General features: G+C 62.7%; 17 protein-coding genes. 11 read left to right on the top strand and 6 right to left on the bottom strand.

Features of this window, described 5'->3' with window-relative positions; translation table 11 throughout:
- From B7Y64_RS17220 to B7Y64_RS17210, 3 genes are all read left to right on the top strand, one after another.
- On the top strand, positions 1–228 hold a 228-nt coding region (locus B7Y64_RS17220; RefSeq protein WP_291329474.1), incomplete at its 5' end, for a hypothetical protein.
- Positions 228–1,484, top strand: a complete 1,257-nt coding sequence (locus tag B7Y64_RS17215) for a hypothetical protein (RefSeq protein ID WP_291324709.1) — start codon at positions 228–230, stop codon at positions 1,482–1,484. The genes B7Y64_RS17220 and B7Y64_RS17215, both read left to right, overlap by 1 nt.
- Positions 1,485–1,822: 338 nt before the next feature.
- Positions 1,823–3,325 carry a LamG-like jellyroll fold domain-containing protein gene (locus B7Y64_RS17210; protein ID WP_291324708.1) on the top strand — a complete coding sequence of 501 codons (1,503 nt, stop codon included), beginning with the start codon at positions 1,823–1,825 and terminating at the stop codon, positions 3,323–3,325.
- Between the two features lie 131 nt (positions 3,326–3,456).
- On the opposite strand, the gene B7Y64_RS17205 is transcribed toward B7Y64_RS17210, so the two are convergent.
- Positions 3,457–5,688 carry a TonB-dependent hemoglobin/transferrin/lactoferrin family receptor gene (locus tag B7Y64_RS17205; RefSeq protein WP_291324707.1) on the bottom strand — a complete coding sequence of 744 codons (2,232 nt, stop codon included), beginning with the start codon at positions 5,686–5,688 and terminating at the stop codon, positions 3,457–3,459.
- 284 nt (positions 5,689–5,972) lie between these two features.
- On the opposite strand from B7Y64_RS17205, the gene B7Y64_RS17200 reads away from it, so the two are divergent.
- On the top strand, positions 5,973–7,691 hold the full coding sequence (locus B7Y64_RS17200) for a nitrite reductase (protein WP_291324706.1): 1,719 nt from the start codon (positions 5,973–5,975) through the stop codon (positions 7,689–7,691).
- Between the two features lie 133 nt (positions 7,692–7,824).
- On the opposite strand, the gene upp is transcribed toward B7Y64_RS17200, so the two are convergent.
- From upp to B7Y64_RS17175, 5 genes are all read right to left on the bottom strand, one after another.
- The gene (gene upp, locus B7Y64_RS17195; RefSeq protein ID WP_024815231.1) at positions 7,825–8,454 is read right to left on the bottom strand and encodes a uracil phosphoribosyltransferase; all 630 of its coding nucleotides are present in this window, start codon (positions 8,452–8,454) and stop codon (positions 7,825–7,827) included.
- Positions 8,455–8,632: 178 nt separating this feature from the next.
- Positions 8,633–9,619 (bottom strand): threo-3-hydroxy-L-aspartate ammonia-lyase, encoded by a 987-nt coding sequence (locus B7Y64_RS17190; protein ID WP_291324705.1) that lies wholly within the window; start codon positions 9,617–9,619, stop codon positions 8,633–8,635.
- 209 nt (positions 9,620–9,828) lie between these two features.
- Positions 9,829–10,671: an enoyl-CoA hydratase-related protein gene (locus B7Y64_RS17185; protein ID WP_291324704.1), complete on the bottom strand. Its 843-nt coding sequence runs from the start codon at positions 10,669–10,671 to the stop codon at positions 9,829–9,831.
- A gap of 152 nt (positions 10,672–10,823) precedes the next feature.
- Positions 10,824–11,654: a hypothetical protein gene (locus tag B7Y64_RS17180; RefSeq protein ID WP_291324703.1), complete on the bottom strand. Its 831-nt coding sequence runs from the start codon at positions 11,652–11,654 to the stop codon at positions 10,824–10,826.
- 10 nt (positions 11,655–11,664) lie between these two features.
- Positions 11,665–13,191, bottom strand: a complete 1,527-nt coding sequence (locus tag B7Y64_RS17175) for a helicase HerA-like C-terminal domain-containing protein (protein WP_291324702.1) — start codon at positions 13,189–13,191, stop codon at positions 11,665–11,667.
- Between the two features lie 78 nt (positions 13,192–13,269).
- Here B7Y64_RS17175 and B7Y64_RS17170 point away from each other — a divergent pair, with 78 nt between their 5' ends.
- From B7Y64_RS17170 to rng, 7 genes are all read left to right on the top strand, one after another.
- Positions 13,270–13,989 (top strand): YebC/PmpR family DNA-binding transcriptional regulator, encoded by a 720-nt coding sequence (locus B7Y64_RS17170; RefSeq protein WP_024815226.1) that lies wholly within the window; start codon positions 13,270–13,272, stop codon positions 13,987–13,989.
- Positions 13,986–15,263: a phosphoribosylamine--glycine ligase gene (gene purD / locus B7Y64_RS17165; RefSeq protein WP_291324701.1), complete on the top strand. Its 1,278-nt coding sequence runs from the start codon at positions 13,986–13,988 to the stop codon at positions 15,261–15,263. Before B7Y64_RS17170 ends, purD begins: the two co-directional genes overlap by 4 nt.
- A gap of 308 nt (positions 15,264–15,571) precedes the next feature.
- Complete coding sequence (hemF, locus tag B7Y64_RS17160) at positions 15,572–16,540, top strand: oxygen-dependent coproporphyrinogen oxidase (protein WP_114656453.1); 969 nt, start codon at positions 15,572–15,574, stop codon at positions 16,538–16,540.
- A gap of 182 nt (positions 16,541–16,722) precedes the next feature.
- Complete coding sequence (rsfS, locus tag B7Y64_RS17155) at positions 16,723–17,598, top strand: ribosome silencing factor (RefSeq protein ID WP_291324700.1); 876 nt, start codon at positions 16,723–16,725, stop codon at positions 17,596–17,598.
- A 53-nt stretch (positions 17,599–17,651) separates the two neighbouring features.
- On the top strand, positions 17,652–18,119 hold the full coding sequence (rlmH, locus tag B7Y64_RS17150) for a 23S rRNA (pseudouridine(1915)-N(3))-methyltransferase RlmH (RefSeq protein ID WP_291324699.1): 468 nt from the start codon (positions 17,652–17,654) through the stop codon (positions 18,117–18,119).
- Positions 18,120–18,333: 214 nt separating this feature from the next.
- Positions 18,334–18,948, top strand: a complete 615-nt coding sequence (locus B7Y64_RS17145) for a Maf family protein (protein WP_291324698.1) — start codon at positions 18,334–18,336, stop codon at positions 18,946–18,948.
- Between the two features lie 25 nt (positions 18,949–18,973).
- A complete protein-coding gene (rng, locus tag B7Y64_RS17140) occupies positions 18,974–20,461 on the top strand; it encodes a ribonuclease G (protein WP_291324697.1) in 1,488 nt (495 codons plus the stop codon).
- Positions 20,462–20,630: the final 169 nt, after the last annotated feature.

The raw sequence follows: 20,630 nt of genomic DNA, 5'->3' as shown, positions 1-20,630 counted from the left end.
AACCCCAGTCGCTACCAAACTGCACGGACCGGTCTGGCTGCCTTAAAGGCCGTCAAACTTTACCGCGATGGTCGAAAGGAAGATACAAGTCGCTTCGCGTCTTCCCCCAGAGGGGGACGCCGCCAGCGCGGCGGGGCGGCCCTTGCGCGGCGGCCGCTCGTCTTTGCCGCGCCAGTTTCAACGGCCTCGGGCGTCGCGTTGCGCCTTGAACAACTGGTATCGAAATGATGGCATCTACTACTGCGGCGCTGCAACTGCACGACGCTCGCCCGTTCTTTGAAAAAGCCCTGGTGCACGGTGTGCAGCACGGAATTCTGGATGCGGCATGGATGGTCGCCATCTGCGCCGATGCCCCCAAAGGCATGGTGCAGATCGCCCGCTACTTTGGCAGTGAATTTTTGCGGCCCGAACTCGAAAAAGCCCGTGACCGCATGGTCAACCTCATCAGCCTGTATTTGCTCGACACCACCGATGGTGATCTGACCAAGGCGGCCATCTCGTTGCGCGACCATTCGTTCCTGTCGCGCTCCAAGGGCGGCTCCGACATGCTCAAGCGCCTGATCGCCATGCCCGAGAGCAGCAATTTCGGCATGGCCGGTTACGCCGATGCCCAAACGCCTCTGCTGGCTTTGTGGTCGCTGCGCAGTTACACCGACTACCAGGCCGAACTGGCTCGCCGCAGCCAGATTGCCCACGCCATCCGTGCCGCACAGTGGCTGGCCGAGCAATTCGAGCTGGATACCGACGAGCTGGAAGCCGCAGGCGCCGATGCCGAGGCCGTCATCCGCACCGGTCTGCTCATGCAGGCCCTGGCGCCCAAAGCCATGCAGCTGGGCGAGTGGCCCAACGCCGTGGCCCTGGAGAAGCTGGTGACGGCGCTGCGCAAGAAAAAGCTGGCGGCGCCCAAGCAACTGCTGCTGCCAGCCGGCTTGCCCGCAGACCTGCGCGCGGTGATGCAGACGCATTGCGCCAGCGTGCTGGCCGACCTGCCCAAGTTGCTGGATGCCACCAATCCGCTGCGCAGCCTGCTGCGCCCGACCGGCGCTTTTCGTGCCCGATACTTCTTGCTCGACGACCCGCTGGCCGAGGTGGACCACTACCATCGCAGCTTGGATGCGCTGCAAGAAGGCGGTGAGCCTCCCCAGCCCGCCAGCAAGACGTGGACAAAAACCACCCAGGGCAACGAAGACGAGCACTCGCTGCTCACGCTGTTCCTTTGCCTTGCCGCAGGGGCACCCAAAAAGACGCTGCTGACCGAAAAAACCGCCGCCAGCCTTGTGCGCAAGATCCGTAAAAGCGGACTGCAACCCGAACTGGCGATAGACTTTATTCGCAGCCATGCGCCAGGCGCGTATCAGGCAGACTACATCGATATGTGGAACAGTTTTTTGCAGGACTCGGCCAAAACACTGGGCAGCGACATGGACTACCAGATGCACGACGCGCTGGCCCTGCTGCGCCGCGAGTGCCATGTGGCGGGGTGAAGCTGTGAAGGCGGGCGGCGTTGCGGTGGCGGGCCTGGCGTTCGCGTGCCCCCTGGTCGCCATGTGCCCGAAGGTAAGCACCTTCCGGTGTGTCTTGACATAAACGCCTACCGTATCGGCGCCCGCGAAACCGTTCGCACTCCACCCGATTTTTCTCTTTTTTGGTCCACAGTCCGGCGACGCAAGGTGGACTGGCGCAGGGGAGTGGCTGCTCGCGATCTTTTTGCCACGCTGGTATGGCGCCCCGCGCATGGCGCGCAGGCGATTCGCCGTTCTGTCATGCCCCTGTGATCTGGCCATGCGATCTTTTCCTCTTCATTCAAAAGAGAGGAGTCTTCATGCAAAAAATCACAATCGCAACATTGGTGGCTGCCGCCATGCTCAGCGCCTGTGGCGGTGGCGGGGAAGTTGCCGAGCCCGCGGTCCAGGGCGGTAGCACCAAGGCCCTTGGGGCCAGCACCTACTGGAGCGGTATCAGCCGCGCCTTGCCCACGACCCCCTTGGGCCACCAGGTGGCCATGTCGTGCCACAACTGCTACGGCGACAACACTGCGCAGACTGAGGCAAAAGTGTCGAAAGCGCTGGGCCGTGGCTTTGACCTGGTGGAACTGGACCTGACCCTGCATGCAGACGGAAAGGTGTATGTGGAGCACAACGATGGCGAAATCGCGCACGGTACGTTCGATGCCACGTTGGCCAATGCCAGCTTGCAGCAAAGCGACCGCATGCTGTTTCTGGAGGTCAAGGAAACCTATTCATCCCCGGCATTCAGCGATTCGCTGATGCGGAGCGTGCTGCGCACGGTGCGCGACAAGGGCTATGCCGCAGCCGGGCGCCCCGTATTTCTGCGCGCTTTCATGGATGGTCGCCACCAACACCTGGTGCGGGCCCAGGCGCTATTGGCGACCAGCGAATTTGCCGGTATCCGCGACCATATCCGCCTTCATACGCTGATTGAAAGCGATATCCGCAACAACATTCGCGCGACCAAGAGCCTGGGCTTTGACGGCGTGGAACTGCAATACCAGACTTCAGATCTGTTCGGCAAACTCGAGCAAGTCAGGCAACTTGGGCTGGGTGCAGGCATCTACACGGTACCCGCCAGCATGGGGGAGGCCTTTATATCGGCGCTGCGTGAAGATGTGGATTTCATCACCACTGACTACGATCTGGCCGCCACGGCCCTGTCGTCAAATGCGCGTGCGTTGGTGCAGGAGAACACCTCGCTGGTTTATCTGAACGCCGCCCGCCAAAGCGCCTATCCGCTGAGCTACCGCCGCACCAATACGGCGGACTATGCTTTGGCCAGCAGCAACACCATGCCCGGGCTGGAGTGGCTGTCCGTCACCAGTGATGAAGACCGCATTGGCGGCAGCATGGTGTTCACGGGCACCCAGAGCGTTACCACCTGGGATGCGGACAACGCCACAGACGGCGGCTTTCTGGTGACGGCCGTGGTGAACTTTGACGACTTGACCTCGGGGGGCACGGCGAGCATCGTGGCCAAGAGCGACGCAGGCGGTTTTGCACTGGAGCAAGCCGGAATGCAGCTGCGGTTTGGGGTGCATGTGAATGGCGGTTATTCCTATGCCACCACCCCGCTCATCGGTTTGAACGGAACCAACTCCTACTTCATCATCGGCGCGTACGACGGCAACGGCGCTGTGCGCCTGTGGGTCAACAACGTTGAGCGCATGGCCTCTGCGTCGATCTCCGGCGGTGTCACACTGAACAACAGCCCGGTGGTGATCGGCGCCGACCCCCAGGGGGCGACGGACCGCCGGTACTTCTTCAAGGGCAAGATTCAGCAGGTGATGGTACAAAAGTGGCGTAACCACTGAGCGTTGTTGCGTGTCGCCACGCGGCACGGAACAACGCGGGGGTGCCTTAGCCCTGGTGGCGGCAGGCGGTGTGTCTTTGTTTCTGCACGTTCCGCGCTGCCTGCAAGTTTCATCAGGTGGCCGTGCCTGCCTTAGAAATCCATTACCAGTGATGCCTTCAGGCTGCGGCCTGGCTGGGTGTAGGCGTCATTCACGGTGCTGGACGCGGCCAGGCCATAGACGTCTGGCCAGAGCCAGTATTTGCGGTTGGTGACGTTGGTTACGGCAACGTTCAGCCGCAGGTCCTTGCGCAGGCGCCACTGGGCCGACAGATCGAGCGTGGTGGCCTGCCCGATGGTGAACTGCGTGTTGGGCGCCTTGACGGCGGAGGCGCTGTCGATGTCGCTGGCCTTTTTGGCGCCGTGGTGGCGCAGGTCGGCACGCAGGCCCCAGGCGGCGGTGTCGTATTGCACCCCCAGGCTGATCTGTTGGGGGTCGATGGAGTTCAGTGGTGCGCCGGTGGCACGGTTCACGCCCTTGGCGCGGCCCCAGCTGAAGGGGGTGCTAACGCGCCCGCCCGCGATGGGGCCCCAGTCGTAGATCCCTTTGACCTCGATGCCGGTGATGCGGGCCCGCTCGGTATTAAGGGTCTGGAAAACGAGGAGGTCGGCGTCTGTACCAGTGCCGCGGATGGGCACGGTGTCCATGATGAGGTTGGAGTACTGGTTGGCGAAGATGGCCGCATCCAGTTTCAGGCGGTCGAACCGACCGCGCGCACCCAGTTCCAAGCCCCGGCTTTTTTCAGGCTTGAGGTCGGGGTTGGGAATGATGGTGACCTGTTGGCGGGCGTTTTCGAAGTAGCCGTTGATCTGCGCTGCATCGGGCGCGCGAAACCCCGTGGCATATTGTCCAAACACGCTCCACTGTGAAGTGGCGCGGTACAGCACCCCCAGCTTGGGCGACAGCGCCGAGCCCGAGAGCGACTGGCCCGGCTTGGCGGCGGGCGGGTAAAAGCCGGCCTGGGTGGTCACGCCCAGCGCAAAGTGGTCCCACCGCAGCCCCGGGGTGATGCTCCATCGGTCAATGACGGATTCCGCCTGAACATACACGGCGCTGCTGGTCTCGCGCGTGTCCGGAAAACGCTTGAGCGGAAACACCTCGGGCGGCAGCGGGGCGACGCCTGTGTAGACATTGCTGATGTCGCTGCGGATATGGTCGATGCCATAGGCGAGCTTGTGAGCCCAGCCGCCGGGTGTGCGCAGCGTTTTTTCGGCCTGCAGGCCTGCCTGCCAGGTGTCTTCGGAATAGGAGTTGTCGCGAACGCGCAAGGGCAGGGTGTTGCGCACGCTGGTGCCTACCTGGCGGGAACTGGCGTGCTGCACAGCCAGCACCGTCTGCAGCTGGTCGGCCCAGCTGGCACCCAGGGTGTAGCGGCCATCCCAGGTGAAGCGGCTGCGGTCCATGGTGCGGCTGGAGTTTTCATCCCTGACGGCGCCGGCGATGGCGGTTGGACTGCCCGTCAGCGGCAGGGGCGCGCGGCTAGACAGCAGGTTCACGTCGGCCTGCTTTTCCACATGTTCCAGGGTGACAACATGGCGCTGCGCGGCCGAAGGTTGCAACACCACCTTGGCCAGCACGGCGTTGTCTTCGTTGTGCTGCGGGTTGGGTGTGGTGCGGCTGGTGTCAGAGGTATCGCGTGTGCCCATGTTGTCCATGGCGTGCGAGCGGCGGGCGTTGGCGGTGACCAGCCATTGCACGGTGTCGCTGGCAGTGCCCGCCACCGTGGCCGCCAGCGCACGGCCGTTGTCGTCGCCACTCCAGCCGGCAGAAATACGCCCGCCCACCTGTTTGGGCGGGGCGCCCTTGGCGCTGGTCAGAAAGTCCGCTGGCTCGTGGGTGATGAAGTTGACCAGCCCCGCCATGCCGTCGGAGCCATACAGCGCAGATGCCGGCCCGCGCACTACCTCGATGCGCTTGAGTAGCTCCATGGACAGGTATTCGCGGTCGAACGTGGTGGTGCGAAAAGCATAGCTGCGGGGCACGCGGATGCCATCGACCAGCATGAGCACGCGGTTGCCACCCAGCCCGCGGATGTTCAGGCCCACATTGCCGTCGCGGCCGGTGCCCACGGTGTTGGCGCCCCCCACCGTGGTGCGCGGCAGAGGATGCTTGACGGAGGTGTTGGGCAGGTCGCGCAGGGCCTCGCGCACGTCGCGGCTTTGCTGGTCACTCAGGGCGCGGGCGTCAATCACATCGATCGACAAGGGCAGCTCGTCGCTCAGCTGCTCGCTGCGCGAGCCGCTCACCACCATTTCGGCCATCAACGGTGTGCTCTGGGCATGAACGCCGGTGGGCAGGCAGGCCACCGCGGTAAGCAACGCCACGCTGTGCAGGGCTCCCAAACTTTGGCTTTGACGCGAAAGATGAGGGGGGGCCAAACGATGCGATTTCATAAGTGTTGGTTTGCGGTGGCGGTTGTGGGATTATTGGAAGGCTGGTAGGGAATTGATTCACGTTAAGTGAATGTATTTGATGCGTATCAAAGTGATCCCGCGGCACCCGTCGAAAAATCGATACCAAGCCTGCCGAAACTATATTGTCGCAGCCCTCGGCGGGCAGTCCTGCGGGATGGAATTAGCGCATGGGCTGCGGCACACAAGGAGTTCCCATGACAACCCGAAAGCTGGCGCGCCTTGCGGCCCTGGCACTGTCCACTCTGGCTCTGGCCGCCACTGCACAACACAAAGATGGTGCTACGGACCCTGAGGTGAAATACCAGGCAGGTTCTTCACCTCTGGCCGATGTACCGATGTACCAAAGCACGAACCCCAAAGCGCCGAAGATGACGCAGGCCGAGTTCGATCGCGCTCGCCAGATCTACTTCGAGCGTTGCGCTGGCTGCCACGGTGTGCTGCGCAAGGGCGCCACCGGCAAGCCCCTGACCCCTGACATCACCATGGCCAAGGGCACCGACTACCTGAAGGTGTTCATTGCCTACGGTTCGCCCGCTGGCATGCCCAACTGGCAGACCTCTGGTGAAATGGATGAAGCCACGGTGGACCTGATGGCCCGTTACATCCAGCACGACGCGCCTACGCCACCCGAGTGGAGTCTGGACGACACCAAGAAGACCTGGAAGGTAACGGTTGCGCCCAAGGACCGTCCGACCAAGAAGATGAACAACTTCAACATCGAGAACATCTTCTCCACCACGCTGCGTGACACGGGTGAGATTGCTTTGATCGATGGCGACACCAAGGAAATCATCAGCATCATCAAGACCGGCTATGCGGTGCACATCTCTCGCATGTCGGCTTCGGGCCGCTACCTGTTCGTGATTGGCCGTGACGCCAAGATCAACATGGTCGACCTGTGGATGGCAAAACCCGACAGCGTGGCAGAAGTGCGCATCGGCCTGGAAGCCCGCTCGGTGGAAACCTCCAAGGCCAAGGGCTACAAGGACAAGCTGGTGATCGCTGGTGCTTACTGGCCGCCCCAGTTCACCATCATGGACGGCGACACGCTGGAGCCCAAGAAGATCGTCTCCACCCGCGGCATGGTCGTGGGCACGCAGGAATACCATCCTGAGCCCCGCGTGGCATCCATTCTGGGTTCCCACTACAAGCCCGAATTCATCGTGAACGTGAAGGAAACCGGCAAGACCTTGATGGTGGACTACTCCAATCTGGACGCCCTCAAGATCACCGAAATCGGTTCTGCTCCGTTCCTGCATGACGGTGGTCTGGATGCTTCCAAGCGCTACTTCATGGTGGCTGCCAACAACAGCAACAAGATTGCTGCGATCGATACCAAGGACGGCAAGCTGGCTGGCCTGACCGATGTGGGCAAGATCCCCCACCCCGGCCGTGGCGCCAACTTCACCCATCCGCAGTTCGGTCCCGTGTGGTCTACCGGCCACCTGGGCGACGATACGATCTCCCTGATCGGCACCGACCCCAAGAAGTTCAAGCAGTACGCTTTCAAGGAAGTGGCCAAGCTCAAGGGGCCTGGCGGCGGCGCTCTGTTCGTCAAGAGCCACCCCAAGTCCAAGAACCTGTGGTCTGATGCGCCTCTGAACCCCGATCCAAAGATCTCCCAGGCTATCGTGGTGTATGACATCAACAACCTGGACAAGGGCTACAAGACGCTTCCTATCGCTGAGTGGGCTGACCTGAAGGACGACGGTGCCAAGCGCGTGGTGCAGCCTGAGTACAACAAGGCTGGTGACGAGGTCTGGTTCTCTGTCTGGTCCGCCAAGAACAAGGAAAGCGCGATCGTGGTGGTGGACGACAAGACCCTCAAGCTCAAGAAGGTCATCAAGGATCCACGCCTGATTACCCCCACGGGCCACTTCAACGTCTACAACACGCAGCACGACGTGTATTGATGTCAGAAGCACTGCCACGAAGCCCTTGGGCTTTGCGGCGGTGGCCAAAGCAAAAGCCGCCGGCAGGAGCAAATCCCGCCGGCGGCTTTTTTATTGTGGAAGCAGTGGTGAGCCGCCGCTCCCAGTGGGCGATTTACTTGGTGCCAAAGATGCGGTCGCCCGCATCGCCCAGGCCCGGCAGGATATAGCCGTGGTCGTTGAGTTCACGGTCGATGGCGGCGGTGAAGATGGGCACGTCGGGATGGGCTTTTTGCAGCGTGGCCACGCCCTCGGGCGCGGCCAGCAGGCACACGAACTTGATCGAGCGGGGCTTGAGCTTTTTCAGGCGCTCGACAGCGGCGGCAGCCGAGTTGCCGGTGGCCAGCATGGGATCGACCACGACGATGTCGCGCGCCTCCATTTCGGCGGGCATCTTGAAGTAGTACTCCACGGGTTGCAGCGTTTCCGGGTCGCGGTACAGGCCGATATGGCCCACACGGGCGCCAGGCACCACGTTGAGCATGCCGTCCAGAAAGCCGTTGCCCGCGCGCAGGATGGAGACCAGCACCAGCTTCTTGCCGTCAATGACCTTGCCGGTCATGGTTTCGAGGGGGGTCTCGATCTGCACGTCCTGCAGCGGCATGTCGCGGGTCACCTCATACGCCATCAGCGTGGAGAGTTCGCCCAGCAGCCGGCGAAAGCTGTTGGTGCTGGCGTCTTTCTTGCGCATCAGGGTGAGCTTGTGCTGGACGAGGGGGTGGGTGATGACGGTGACGTTGCTCATGGCTGGGGCCTGTGTTTTGTCTGATGGAGAGGGGCTAACTAACGTGTATTTTCACCCGGCGGGGCGTTGAAAACTGGTGCGGCCCCAGACCAGGGATGCCGTTGGGCCCATTTTTTTCTGGGCGCAGGCATCGCCCGGTTGCGCAGCAAGGTGGCGCAGTCGCCGCGGGCCGGTGAGGCTAATCTGCAAGAAAGCGGGCGTAGCGTGTCATATCGACATTGCCGCCGCTGATCACAATGCCCACCCGGGCGCCATGCACATCCACGCTGCCGTGTTCTGCGCCCGCAAACGCCAGGGCGCCTGTGGGTTCGACCACGATCTTCATGCGTTCGGCAAAAAAGCGCAGGGCTTGTACCAGTTGTTCGTCGCTGGCGGTGACCATGTCGTCCGCCAGGCGCTGGACGATGGGAAACGTGAGCTGGCCCAGTGCCTGCGTTTGCGCGCCATCGGCAATGGTGTGCGGCGTGGCGATCTGCACGACGTGCCCCGCGCGAAAAGACTGCTGCCCATCGTTGCCCGCCTCGGGCTCCACGCCCACCACGCGGCAGTGCGGGGCCAGCGCCTCGGCGGCCAGCAGGCTGCCGGCCAGCAGGCCGCCACCGCCCACACAGACAAAGAGGTAGTCGAGGTTGGGCACTTCTTCCAGCAGCTCTTTGGCTGCCGTGCCTTGCCCTGCAATGACGTGGGGGTGGTCAAACGGCGGCACCAGCGTCATGCCGCGCTCCTGCGCCAGGCGCCGGCTGATGGCCTCGCGGTCTTCGGTGTAGCGGTTGTAGGTGACGACCTGCGCACCATAGCCGCGCGTGGCTGCCATTTTGGCTGCAGGGGCGTCTTCGGGCATGACGATGACGGCGGGCATATCCAGCAGCCGGGCCGACATGGCAATGGCCTGGGCATGGTTGCCGGCCGAGAACGCCAGCACGCCGCCCTTGCGCTGTTCGTCGGTGAACTGGGCCAGGGTATTGAAGGCCCCGCGGAACTTGAATGCGCCGGTGCGCTGCAGGTTTTCGCACTTGAAGAACAGCTGCGCGCCCAGCCGCTCGTCGGCCGTGGTGGAGCGCAGCACCGGGGTGCGGTGCGCCATGCCATGCAGGCGATGGGCGGCATCGACCACATCGGCGTACGTCGGCACGAAATGGGGCACGGAAAAGGGTGTCTGATTCATGGCGGCATCCTTGGGCAGGCGGGACGCCGGGAAGCGGCAACCACGCCGTCGCATCATAGCCCGTTGCAGCGATGTTTCAAGCAAAAATGCCCTCTGGCGCTTATCCTGTAAGCGCGAGCAGCTATGAATTTTGATGTAAACGCGGGGCGGCTGTCCGGCGCGCCGCCTGCGGGTGCCGCCAGGCAGTGGGGCCGGGCGTGGCCGACGCCTCAGCCCTGTTCGCTGAAGCGCGCCAACGCTGCCAGCGCCGGGAAGTCGCCGGCACGCTTTTGCTTCATGGCCGTGACCGATTCGTGCACATGCTGGTTGCTCCAGATGGCGCCCTGCAGCCAGCCCATCTGGCGCAGGCTGTCGTCCACGCTGTGGTCGCGGGCGTAGTTCACGGCCTGCTTGGTGCCCCAGATGGCCACAGGCGGCTTGCTGGCGATCTCTTGCGCGCATTGCAGGGCTGCGGCCAGCATGGCCTCTGGCGTCTCGAAAACCTCATTGACCAGGCCGTAGCCGAGGGCCTTTTGCGCGGGCATACGGCGGCCGGTATAGGCCAGCTCTTTCACCACGCCCAACGGGATCAGCTTGGGCAGGCGCTGCAACGTGCCCACGTCGGCCACCATGCCGATGTTGATCTCCTGGATGCAGAAGAAGGCGTCCTGCGTGGCATACCGAATGCAGGCCGCAGTGACCATGTCCACCGCACCACCAATGCAGCCGCCCTGGATGGCCATGATGACCGGAATGCGCAGGTTTTCGATGCGGGTGAAAGTGGCCTGCATGTCGGTGAGCAGGTCAAAAATGGCGGCGCGGCCCTCGGGGCTCTGGTCGTCCATGGTGATGGCGCCGCCAAAGGTTTCGAGTGCCATGCCTGCGCTGAAATGCTTGCCCGTGCTGCTGATGACCAGTGCCCGCGCTTCGCCTGCCTGGTGCAGGTGGGCCAACACTTCGTCCAGCTCGCGCCAGAAGGTGGGATGCATGGTGTTCATGGCCTCGGGCCGGTTCATCACCAGATGGGCCACATGGTGGGTGATGCTGAGGGAAAAGCAGGTGAGTGTGTTCATGGCTGTGGAATGTAGGTCGGTGGTGTTGCTCTAACTCGTCGCGCGGGCGACTTTGAGTGAAAAATGCCACCAGCGCAAGGTGGTATTGCGTTGATTGCTATTAATTTGTTGTCTTTTTCCGGGCCCCTCGCTGAATGGGCGGTGGGCCGGCATCAATCGCCGCCGCTACCTCCGCTACCTCCGCTACCACATCCACTGCCGCCACCGTCGCCCGCACCGCCATCGCCGGTACTTGCGTCCGCGCTGGCCATGCCGCCGAAATCATCCGCGCTGCCAGTGAAGCTGGCGTCCGAGAAGCTGGTGCCGAAATAGGTTCGTCCCCCATCGTGGTGGGGGTGGTTACTGGGGCCGAGGCTGGCGCAGTCAGGGGCGTAGTGAAAGCCGCCCGGAATATCCAGCTTGGCATCCAGCGCAAACAGCAGCGGCAGCCGGCTGGGGGTGCGCGGGTTGATGGCTTCGTCCTTGCAGGCCCAGTACCAGGCACGTCGCAAGCCGTCGTTGTGGCGTGCCTTCTTGCCCAGCACTTCGGCAGGGGTGTGGTCCAGAAAAAAACCCAGTGCGTTGTCGCACCAGCCCTTGTAGGCCCGGGTGTGCAGGATGAACGCATGCCACATGGCATCGACCGCCTGGGACGGCATGGCCACAAAATTCTTGTCGCTGCGCAGACAGGCGAGGAAGAACTGGCGCAGTCCGCGCTCGACCAGCTCGCAATCCTTCGCGCTCAGGGCAGGGTAGGTTTCGCGCAGCTTGCGGTGCAGGAGCTGGGGTAGTGCGGCTTCGCGGACAAAGCGTTCGCGTACCACGCGCGTCCAGCGCACCATGCCGACCGTGGTCAGCAAGGTGAAGGCAAGGTACACCCCCCATTGCCAGCGCACGGGCCACCACCCCGCCAGGGCGCCCAGCAGCGCCAGCAGCCACAGGGCGATGATCCCTTGGACAAGTTGGCGGGAGAACCGTATCAGCAGCTTTTCGAACCCGGTCATCGGCGTTCGTTCAGCGTTTGCGCCCGCCGAACACGCTGCCCAGCACTCCGCGCAGGATCTCGCGTCCGATGGTGGTGCCCATCGTGCGCACCGCCGACTTGGCCATGGTCTGCGCCAGGCCCTCTCGTTTGCCACCGCGCGGCCCGGTGCTGCCAAACAGCACATCGTTGAGCCCGCCCAGCAGGCCACCGCCTTCGTCGGCCGCTTCACCCTTGGCGCCCTTGCCGTTGCCCGCCGTGGCACTGGCCTGTTCGCTCGCTTCGGCTGCCCGGCCCCTGAGTTTTTCGTAGGCAGACTCACGGTCCACCAATTTTTCATAGACGCCTGTCACCAGCGAGCCAGCCATCAGCGCCTTGCGCTGCTCGGGTGTGATGGGGCCAAGCTGGCTGCCGGGCGGCAGCACAAATACGCGCTCTGTCACGCTGGGGCGGCCCTTGGCGTCTAGAAAACTCACCAATGCCTCGCCCACGGCCAGCTCGGTGATGGCGGTCTCGATATCGAGGCCCGGCTTTTGCCGCATCGTGGTGGCGGTGGCCTTGACGGCCTTCTGGTCGCGCGGCGTGAAGGCACGCAGCGCGTGCTGCACGCGGTTGCCCAGCTGGGCCAGCACGCTGTCGGGGATGTCGAGCGGGTTCTGCGTGACGAAGTACACACCCACGCCCTTGGAGCGCACGAGGCGCACCACCAACTCAATGCGCTCGACCAGCACCTTGGGAGCCTCGTTGAACAGCAGGTGGGCTTCGTCGAAGAAGAAAACTAGCTTGGGCTTTTCGGGGTCGCCGATTTCGGGCAGATGCTCAAACAGCTCGGACAGCATCCACAGCAAAAACGTGGCGTACAGGCGCGGCGAATTCATGAGTTTGTCGGCCGCCAGGATGTTGACCACGCCGTGGCCGTCCACTGTCTGCATGAAGTCCTGGATGTCGAGCATGGGCTCGCCAAAGAACTGCTCGCCGCCCTGGCTCTCGATCTGCAGCAGCCCGCGTTGGATGGCGCCCACGCTGGCGGCGCTGACATTGCCGTATTCGGTGGTGAACTCCTTGGCGTTGTCGCCCACGTATTGCAGCATGGCGCGCAGGTCTTTCAGGTCCAGCAGCAGCATGCCGTTGTCGTCGGCGATCTTGAACACGAGGTTGAGCACACCGAGCTGTGTTTCGTTCAGGTTGAGCATGCGGCCCAGCAGCAGCGGGCCCATGTCAGACACCGTTGCGCGCACCGGGTGGCCCTGCTCGCCAAACACGTCCCATAGCGTGGTGGGGCAGGCCAGGGGAGTGGGCTTGGGGAGGCCGCGTTCCTTGAGCACGGCGGCCAGTTTTTCGCCGATCTCGCCCGGTTGGCTGGCGCCCGTAAGGTCGCCCTTCACGTCGGCCATGAACACCGGCACGCCAATGCGCGAGAAATTCTCGGCCAGGGTCTGCAGGGTCACAGTCTTGCCGGTGCCGGTGGCCCCGGTAATGAGGCCGTGGCGATTGGCCAGGCCTGGCAGCAGGTGGCATTCGATGGTGTCGTGCTTCGCAATCAGCAGGGGTTCGGCCATTTCGGATTTCCTCGGGGGTCGGGTCGGGCAAAAAGTAAAATCAACTCAGTAGATTAAATCAATACAAAAGGATTTCCCGTGGCAGGACACAGTAAATGGGCGAATATCCAGCACCGAAAGGGACGGCAGGATGAAAAACGCGGCAAGATCTGGACCCGCATCATTCGCGAAATCACCGTGGCCGCGCGCTCTGGTGGTGGCGATCTGTCGGCCAACCCCCGTTTGCGCCTGGCGGTGGACAAGGCCAAGGCAGCCAACATGCCGGCGGACCGCATCAAATACAACATCGACAAGGCCACCGGCAACGCCGAAGGCCTGACCTATGAGGAAATCCGCTACGAGGGCTACGGCATTGGTGGCGCGGCCATCATCATTGACACCATGACCGACAACCGCGTTCGCACCGTGGCCGAAGTGCGCCATGCGTTCAGCAAGCATGGCGGCAGCATGGGCACCGAAGGCTCGGTGGTATTCCAGTTCAAGCACTGTGGCCAGCTGATTTTTGCGCCGGGCACGGGAGAAGACACGGTGATGGAAGTGGCCCTGGAGGCGGGCGCCGAAGATGTCATCACGGGCGACGACGGCGCCATCGAGGTGCTGACTGCACCTGCCGATTTCGAGGCGGTGAAAAATGCGCTGGAAGCCGCGGGTTTGACGCCTGAAGTGGCCGAAGTGACCATGCGCGCCGAGAACACCATCGAACTGGAAGGCGAAGACGCTGCCCGGATGCAAAAACTGCTGGACGTTCTGGAAGATCTGGACGACGCTCAAGAGGTCTATCACAACGCTGCGCTATGAAAGTTCTTGTCATTGGAGGCGGCGGCCGTGAACACGCAATGGCCTGGAAGCTCAGCCAGTCACCCAAGGTGACCAAGGTATTCGTGGCGCCGGGCAACGGTGGCACGGCGCTTTCGAACCAGTTCGAGAACGTTGCTATTGCCGATGTGCGCGAGTTGCGCACCTGGGCCCAGGCCGAGAAAATCGGCCTGACGGTGGTGGGCCCCGAGGCGCCGCTCGCTGCGGGCGTGGTGGATGAGTTCCGCGCCCACGGCATGCGCATCTTCGGGCCCAGCAAGGCCGCTGCGCAGCTGGAAAGCTCCAAGGCCTTCTCCAAGGCCTTCATGCGCCGCCACGGCATCCCCACGGCCGACTACGACACCTTTACCGACCCCGCTGCCGCCCACGCCTTTGTGGACCGCCTGGGTGCGCCCATCGTCATCAAGGCCGACGGCCTGGCCGCAGGCAAGGGCGTGGTGGTGGCCATGACGCTGCAAGAGGCGCACGATGCCGTCGACTTCATGCTGGTGGACAACAAATACGGCGTGACCCACAACGAGGGCGGCGCACGTGTGGTGATCGAAGAATTTCTCGAAGGCGAAGAAGCCTCCTTCATCGTGCTGTGCGATGGCAAAAACGTGCTGGCGTTGGCCACCAGCCAGGACCACAAGCGCCTGAAGGACGGCGACGAAGGCCCCAACACCGGTGGCATGGGCGCCTACTCGCCCGCGCCCGTGGTCACGGCCGACGTGCACGCTCGTGCCATGCGCGAGATCATCCTGCCCACCATCCGTGGCATGGAAAAGGACGGCATCCCCTACACAGGCTTTTTGTATGCGGGCCTGATGATCGACGCCAAGGGCCATCCCAAGACGCTCGAATTCAACTGCCGCATGGGCGACCCCGAGACGCAGCCCATCCTGATGCGCCTGAAGAGTGACCTGTTCGACGTGCTGGGAGCTGGTGTGGACGGCAAGCTCGACCAGATCGAGTTGCAGTGGGACCGCCGCACCGCTTTGGGCGTGGTCATGGCCGCGCACGGCTACCCCGAGTCGCCACGCAAGGGCGACACGATCACCGGCTTGCCTGCGGAGGCCGACGATGCCGTGGTGTTCCATGCAGGAACGGCGCTCCATGATGGTGTGGTCAGTGTCACCGGAGGCCGTGTTCTGTGCGTGACGGTGTTGGCCGACAGCGTCAAGCTGGCCCAGCAGCGCGCCTATGACGTGGCGCGTGGCATTCACTTCGACGGTGCGCAATACCGCCGTGACATCGGTTTTCGGGCTGTGAAGTGATTCCCTCCTGTGCCGCTTTTGGCGCCTTACCCCTGAGGGGGGCGCCACCAGCGCCGCGGGGCGGCCCTTGCGCGGCGGCCTTGCTCTGCGCCGCGCCAGTCTCACGGGTCGTGCGCGGTGCCCAGGGATGACCTGCACAACTCCCTGCGGTCTATGGCAGCGCGGTCTCGGGCGATCCGCTGCGTTGCTTTTCTTGCCATTAGCCCGGCTATTGGCTGCAAAAAGACGCCTTGCGGCCCATCCCGATCCACACTACCACCGACGCACGAGGGTTATGCAGGTCATCCCTGGTGCAATGGACTACTGCAATGCAATCAATTGAACTGAATCCGGCCGCGACCGTGGCAACTGTGCGCAGCTACCTGCAGGGCCTGCAGGCCCGTATCACCGATGCGCTGGAATCCGTGGAGGGCGAGGGCGGCGCCCGGTTTCTGGCCGATGCCTGGAGCAAGTCGCCCGGCGAGCCCCTGCAGGGCAATGGCATTACCAAGATCATGGAAGGTGGGCGGGTGTTTGAGCGTGCGGGCTGTGGCTTCAGCCATGTGCGCGGGCCGCAGCTGCCGTCATCGGCCACGCAGCACCGCCCCGAGCTGGCGGGCGCGCCGTTTGAGGCCATGGGCGTGTCGCTGGTGTTCCATCCGCGCAATCCTTATGTGCCCACGGTACACATGAACGTGCGCATGATCGCTGCTGGCCATCCTGGGCAAACGCCCACCTGCTGGTTTGGCGGCGGCATGGACCTCACGCCCTACTACGGCTTCGAGGAAGATGCGGTGCACTTTCACCGCACCTGCCGCGATGCCCTGAGCGCCTTTGGCGACGACAAGTATCCGCGCTTCAAGCAGTGGTGCGATGAATACTTTTACCTCAAGCACCGCGGCGAGCAGCGTGGTGTGGGTGGGGTGTTTTATGACGACTTCTCGGAGCTGGGTTTTGACCAGAGTTTGGCCATGACGCAGTCGGTGGGCGATGCCTTCCTCAAGGCCTACCTGCCCATCGTGGAGAAGCGCCAGAATCTGCCGTTTGGCGAGCGCGAGCGTGACTTCCAGCTCTACCGCCGGGGCCGCTATGTCGAGTTCAACCTGGTATGGGACCGGGGCACGCACTTTGGCCTGCAGTCCGGCGGGCGTACCGAGTCGATCTTGCTGTCCATGCCGCCGCTGGTGTCGTGGTCGTACCAGCGTTCCGATGCGGCAGATTCCGCAGAAGCCGAGCTCACCCAGCGCTTTCTGGTGCGGCGCGACTGGCTGACTGGCGGGGCTGGCGCTACCGCCTGAACGCCATGAAAAGCGCAAAAGCTATAATTTCAATAGCTGTCAGCGCTTTTCACACAAGCGCAAGAGGCCAAAAACACCTCAAACTGCCGCAGCGCCAACGTGCAACACCCAAGGCGCAGCCCGCTGGCTGTGAGCTGCGTTGCACGCTATATTGATTCCATTTCTTCTCTATTCACCGCCTGATGACCACCTCCACCAAATCGGAAACCGCCGCCAAAAAAGACGTAACCAAGCTCCAGCGCGCCATCGTCGATGGTCTGGAGGACGTCAAGGCGCAAGACATCCAGGTCTTCAACACCGAGCATCTTTCGCCGCTGTTTGAGCGGGTGATCGTGGCATCGGGCACCTCCAACCGACAGACCAAGGCGCTCGCTGCCAGCGTGCGCGATGCCGTGCGTGAAGCGGGTTTTGTGAAGCCGCGCATCGAAGGCGAAGAAAACGGCGAGTGGATCATCGTGGACTGCGGCGCCGCCGTGGCGCACATCATGCAGCCCGCCATCCGTCAGTACTACCGTCTGGAAGAGCTGTGGGGCGACACTCCTGTGCGCCTGAAGCTGGGCGCAGCCAAGCCTGTCTCCAGCGCCGCCACGGAGCTGGCCGAGAAGAAGTCGGCCCAGAAGGCTGCCAAATCGGACGCCAAGGCTGCTGGCAAGGCGCCCGCCAAAAAGGCAGCGGCACCTGCGGTGGCCGCCCGGTCGGGCAAGGCCACTGTCAAGGCCGTCGCCAAAACAGCCGCCAAGCCCGTAGCCACTGCTGCCAAACCTGTAGCCAAGACGACCGTAAAAGCATCTGCAAAAGCATCTATTAAAGCTTCCACCAGGGCTCCCGCAAAGAGCAGCAGCACTGCCAAGGCTGTACCGGCCAAGGCCTCCGCAAAGCCAACGGCTGCAGCCAAAAAGCCCGCAGCCACCAAGGCACCGGTCAAGACCGTGGTGGTCAAGCCATCGGCCCCACGCAGCAAGACCGCTGCTGCTGCCAAGTCCGGTGCAAAGCCCACCGCAGCACGCGGTGGCGCTGCCGCCAAGCCCGCAGCCAAGAGGGCTCCGGGCCGCAAGTGATGGGTGCCTTGGCCCCTCGACAAACCCTGCCCGCGCACAGCGCCTGAGTGGCCATGAAGCTGCTGATTGTGGCTGTGGGTCAGCGCGTGCCCGACTGGGCTCAGACGGCGTACGAAGATTACGCCAAGCGTTTTTCACCGGAGCTGAAGGTCGAGCTCAAGGCAGTCAAGACCGAGCCGCGCGGCTCGAAGACCCTGGAGACGCTTTACGCGGCCGAGCGCGAGCGGATCGAAGCCGCCATTCCGCGTGGCACCCGTGTGGTGGCACTGGATGAGCGCGGCACCAATCTCACCACCAAGGCATTGGCCGAACGGCTCAAGGGCTGGCAGCTGGGCGGCGACGATGTGGCGCTGGTCATCGGCGGCCCTGACGGCCTCGACCCGGCCTTTCGTCAGGCTGCACACGAACGCATCCGTCTTTCGGACTTGACGTTGCCCCACGCGATGGTGCGGGTGCTGCTCATTGAGCAGCTGTACCGCGCCTGGTCGGTGAATGCAGGGCACCCTTACCACCGCGAATGAGGGGAAAGGCCTGCTTCGGATGTGTGTGGTTTACTATCTTATTTATAGCAGCTGACGCTTGATGGGTAAGCGCTAGAGCCATTTTTCACTTAAAACGGCCATTAAAAAGCAAAGCGGTTCTGGCCAGGCGCTGTGTCACAGGCATGACGAGTCGTATGACAAGACGCGACAACGACGCCAGAAGCGTTGGGTTGGCCGCCCCAATAATCTGTTTATGCCCGACTTCATCTACCTCGCCTCCCAAAGTCCACGCCGCAGCCAACTGCTCGAGCAGCTGGGCGTGTGCCATGAACTGCTGCTGCCCAATGTGGACGGCGACGAGGCCGAAGACGCCGAGGCCATTGAGGCGGCGTTGGCCGGCGAAGCGCCCACCGCCTACGTGGAGCGCGTGACGGGCCTCAAGCTTGATGCCGCTGTAGCACGGCGCGCGCGCCGTGGTTTGCCAGATGCGCCCATTCTTTGCTCTGACACCACTGTGGCCCTGGGTCGAACCATCTATGGCAAACCCGACGATGCGGCCCACGCTGAGCGCATGTTGGGCGAATTGGCGGGGCACAAGCACCGTGTGCTCACCGCGGTGGCGTTGCAGTGGGGCTCCAAACGACTTACTGCATTGTCGGTGTCGCGCGTGACATTTTCCAAGCTCACGCCTGAGCAGATCGCTGCTTATGTTGCCACTGGCGAGCCTCTGGGCAAGGCGGGGGCGTATGGCATTCAGGGCAGGGCGGCTGCGTTCATCCCGCAGTTGAGCGGCAGCTATTCGGGCATCATGGGTCTGCCCCTGTACGAGACCGCACAATTGCTGCGCGCAGTCGGCTTCGGCGTTTAACCCCCAACACAAGATTTACCCCCTCATGCAACAAGACATCCTGATCAACTGGTCGCCCCAGGAAACCCGCGTCGCCGTGGTGGAGCATGGCGCCGTGCAGGAGTTGCACCTCGAACGCACGCTCGAGCGCGGGCTGGTGGGCAACGTGTATCTGGGGAAGGTTTCGCGCGTGTTGCCGGGCATGCAGTCGGCCTTTATCGACATCGGTCTGGAGCGCGCGGCGTTCCTGCATGTGGCCGATGTGTGGCAACGCCAGGATGGCGGCGAGGCCCCCATGTTCGCCCGAAAAGGCGAGCCGCAGGTGCCGATTGAAAAACAGGTATTTGAGGGACAGTCGCTGATGGTGCAGGTCATCAAGGACCCGATTGGCACCAAGGGCGCACGCTTGTCTACCCAGATCAGCCTTGCCGGGCGCCTGCTGGTGTTTTTGCCACAGGACGATCATGTGGGCGTGTCGCAGAAAATCCCGGTGGCTGAGCGCGAGGCTTTGCGCGCTCGTCTGCAAGATCTGGTGGGGGATAAATCCACGGGCGGTGGCGGTGGCTTCATCTTGCGCACCAATGGCGAGGACTCTTCCGATGCCGAGTTGGCGGAAGACATTGCTTATCTGCGCAAAACCTGGGCGCGCACCAAGGAGGCATCCCTCAAGTTACCGGTCATGTCACTGCTGCACCAGGATCTGGACCTGCTGCAGCGTGTGCTGCGGGATCTGGTGGGTGAGCACACCCAGACCATCCGTATTGATTCCGTGGAGCAGTTTCATCGCCTGCGCGCTTTCGGGCAGGAGTTCATGCCAGCGGCAGTCGGCAAGCTCCAGCATTACAAAGGTGAGCGGCCCATTTTTGATCTGTATTCAATCGATGAGGAAGTCACCAAGGCGCTTGGGCGAAGGGTGGACCTGAAATCGGGCGGTTACCTCATCGTTGACCAGACAGAGGCGCTGACCACGATGGACGTGAATACCGGCGGTTTTGTGGGTGCGCGTAATTTCGATGACACCATCTTCAAGACCAACCTGGAGGCCGCACAAGCCATCGCACGTCAGCTGCGCCTGCGCAACCTGGGTGGAATCATCATTGTGGATTTCATTGACATGGTTCGCGACGACCACCAGCAGGCCGTTCTCACAGAGTTCACGAAACAACTCGCGCGCGATCGGGTCAAAACCATGGCGGGCGGCTTTTCCCAGTTGGGCTTGGTGGAGATGACGCGCAAGCGCACCCGCGAATCACTCGCGCACATGCTGTGCGAGCCTTGCAGTGCTTGCAAAGGGGCCGGACAGTTGAAAACTGCGCGCAGCGTGTGTTACGACATACTGCGCGAGATCCTGCGTGAGGCTCGGCAGTTCAACCCCCGCGAGTTTCGCGTGGTGGCTTCACCCCGTGTGGTGGAATTGTTTCTGGATGAGGAAAGCCAACATCTGGCAGGTCTCAGTGATTTCATCGGCAAGCCAATTTCTCTTCAGGCCGAAAGCGCCATGGGGCAAGAGCAGTACGACATTGTGCTGCTGTAGTGCCTGTGCGGAACAGTCGGTTGTGGACGGGCTGGCGGCTGTTACCACCTGCACGAGACGCGCCCTCTGCTTTCCGGTTTTCCTCATTTTTCCATGCTATAGTCGCAGGCTTCGCTGTTCAGAGGTGTCCCTGTTGGGAAGATCTGGGTGGTGGAGAAGAAGGTTTGCA

This window comes from Acidovorax sp. 35-64-16 (assembly GCF_002281195.1).
Lineage (GTDB): Bacteria > Pseudomonadota > Gammaproteobacteria > Burkholderiales > Burkholderiaceae_C > Acidovorax > Acidovorax defluvii.
The sequence above is the reverse complement of the archived record's forward strand: the minus strand, read 5'-3'. Positions and strand labels throughout refer to the sequence as shown.

Coding starts and splice junctions, on each gene's coding strand:
- B7Y64_RS17215 (WP_291324709.1), top strand. CDS start 228: ATGGCATCTACTACTGCGGCGCTGCAACTGCACGACGCTCGCCCGTTC.
- B7Y64_RS17210 (WP_291324708.1), top strand. CDS start 1,823: ATGCAAAAAATCACAATCGCAACATTGGTGGCTGCCGCCATGCTCAGC.
- B7Y64_RS17200 (WP_291324706.1), top strand. CDS start 5,973: ATGACAACCCGAAAGCTGGCGCGCCTTGCGGCCCTGGCACTGTCCACT.
- upp (WP_024815231.1), bottom strand. CDS start 8,454: ATGAGCAACGTCACCGTCATCACCCACCCCCTCGTCCAGCACAAGCTC.
- B7Y64_RS17190 (WP_291324705.1), bottom strand. CDS start 9,619: ATGAATCAGACACCCTTTTCCGTGCCCCATTTCGTGCCGACGTACGCC.
- B7Y64_RS17185 (WP_291324704.1), bottom strand. CDS start 10,671: ATGAACACACTCACCTGCTTTTCCCTCAGCATCACCCACCATGTGGCC.
- B7Y64_RS17180 (WP_291324703.1), bottom strand. CDS start 11,654: ATGACCGGGTTCGAAAAGCTGCTGATACGGTTCTCCCGCCAACTTGTC.
- B7Y64_RS17175 (WP_291324702.1), bottom strand. CDS start 13,191: ATGGCCGAACCCCTGCTGATTGCGAAGCACGACACCATCGAATGCCAC.
- purD (WP_291324701.1), top strand. CDS start 13,986: ATGAAAGTTCTTGTCATTGGAGGCGGCGGCCGTGAACACGCAATGGCC.
- hemF (WP_114656453.1), top strand. CDS start 15,572: ATGCAATCAATTGAACTGAATCCGGCCGCGACCGTGGCAACTGTGCGC.
- rsfS (WP_291324700.1), top strand. CDS start 16,723: ATGACCACCTCCACCAAATCGGAAACCGCCGCCAAAAAAGACGTAACC.
- rlmH (WP_291324699.1), top strand. CDS start 17,652: ATGAAGCTGCTGATTGTGGCTGTGGGTCAGCGCGTGCCCGACTGGGCT.
- B7Y64_RS17145 (WP_291324698.1), top strand. CDS start 18,334: ATGCCCGACTTCATCTACCTCGCCTCCCAAAGTCCACGCCGCAGCCAA.
- rng (WP_291324697.1), top strand. CDS start 18,974: ATGCAACAAGACATCCTGATCAACTGGTCGCCCCAGGAAACCCGCGTC.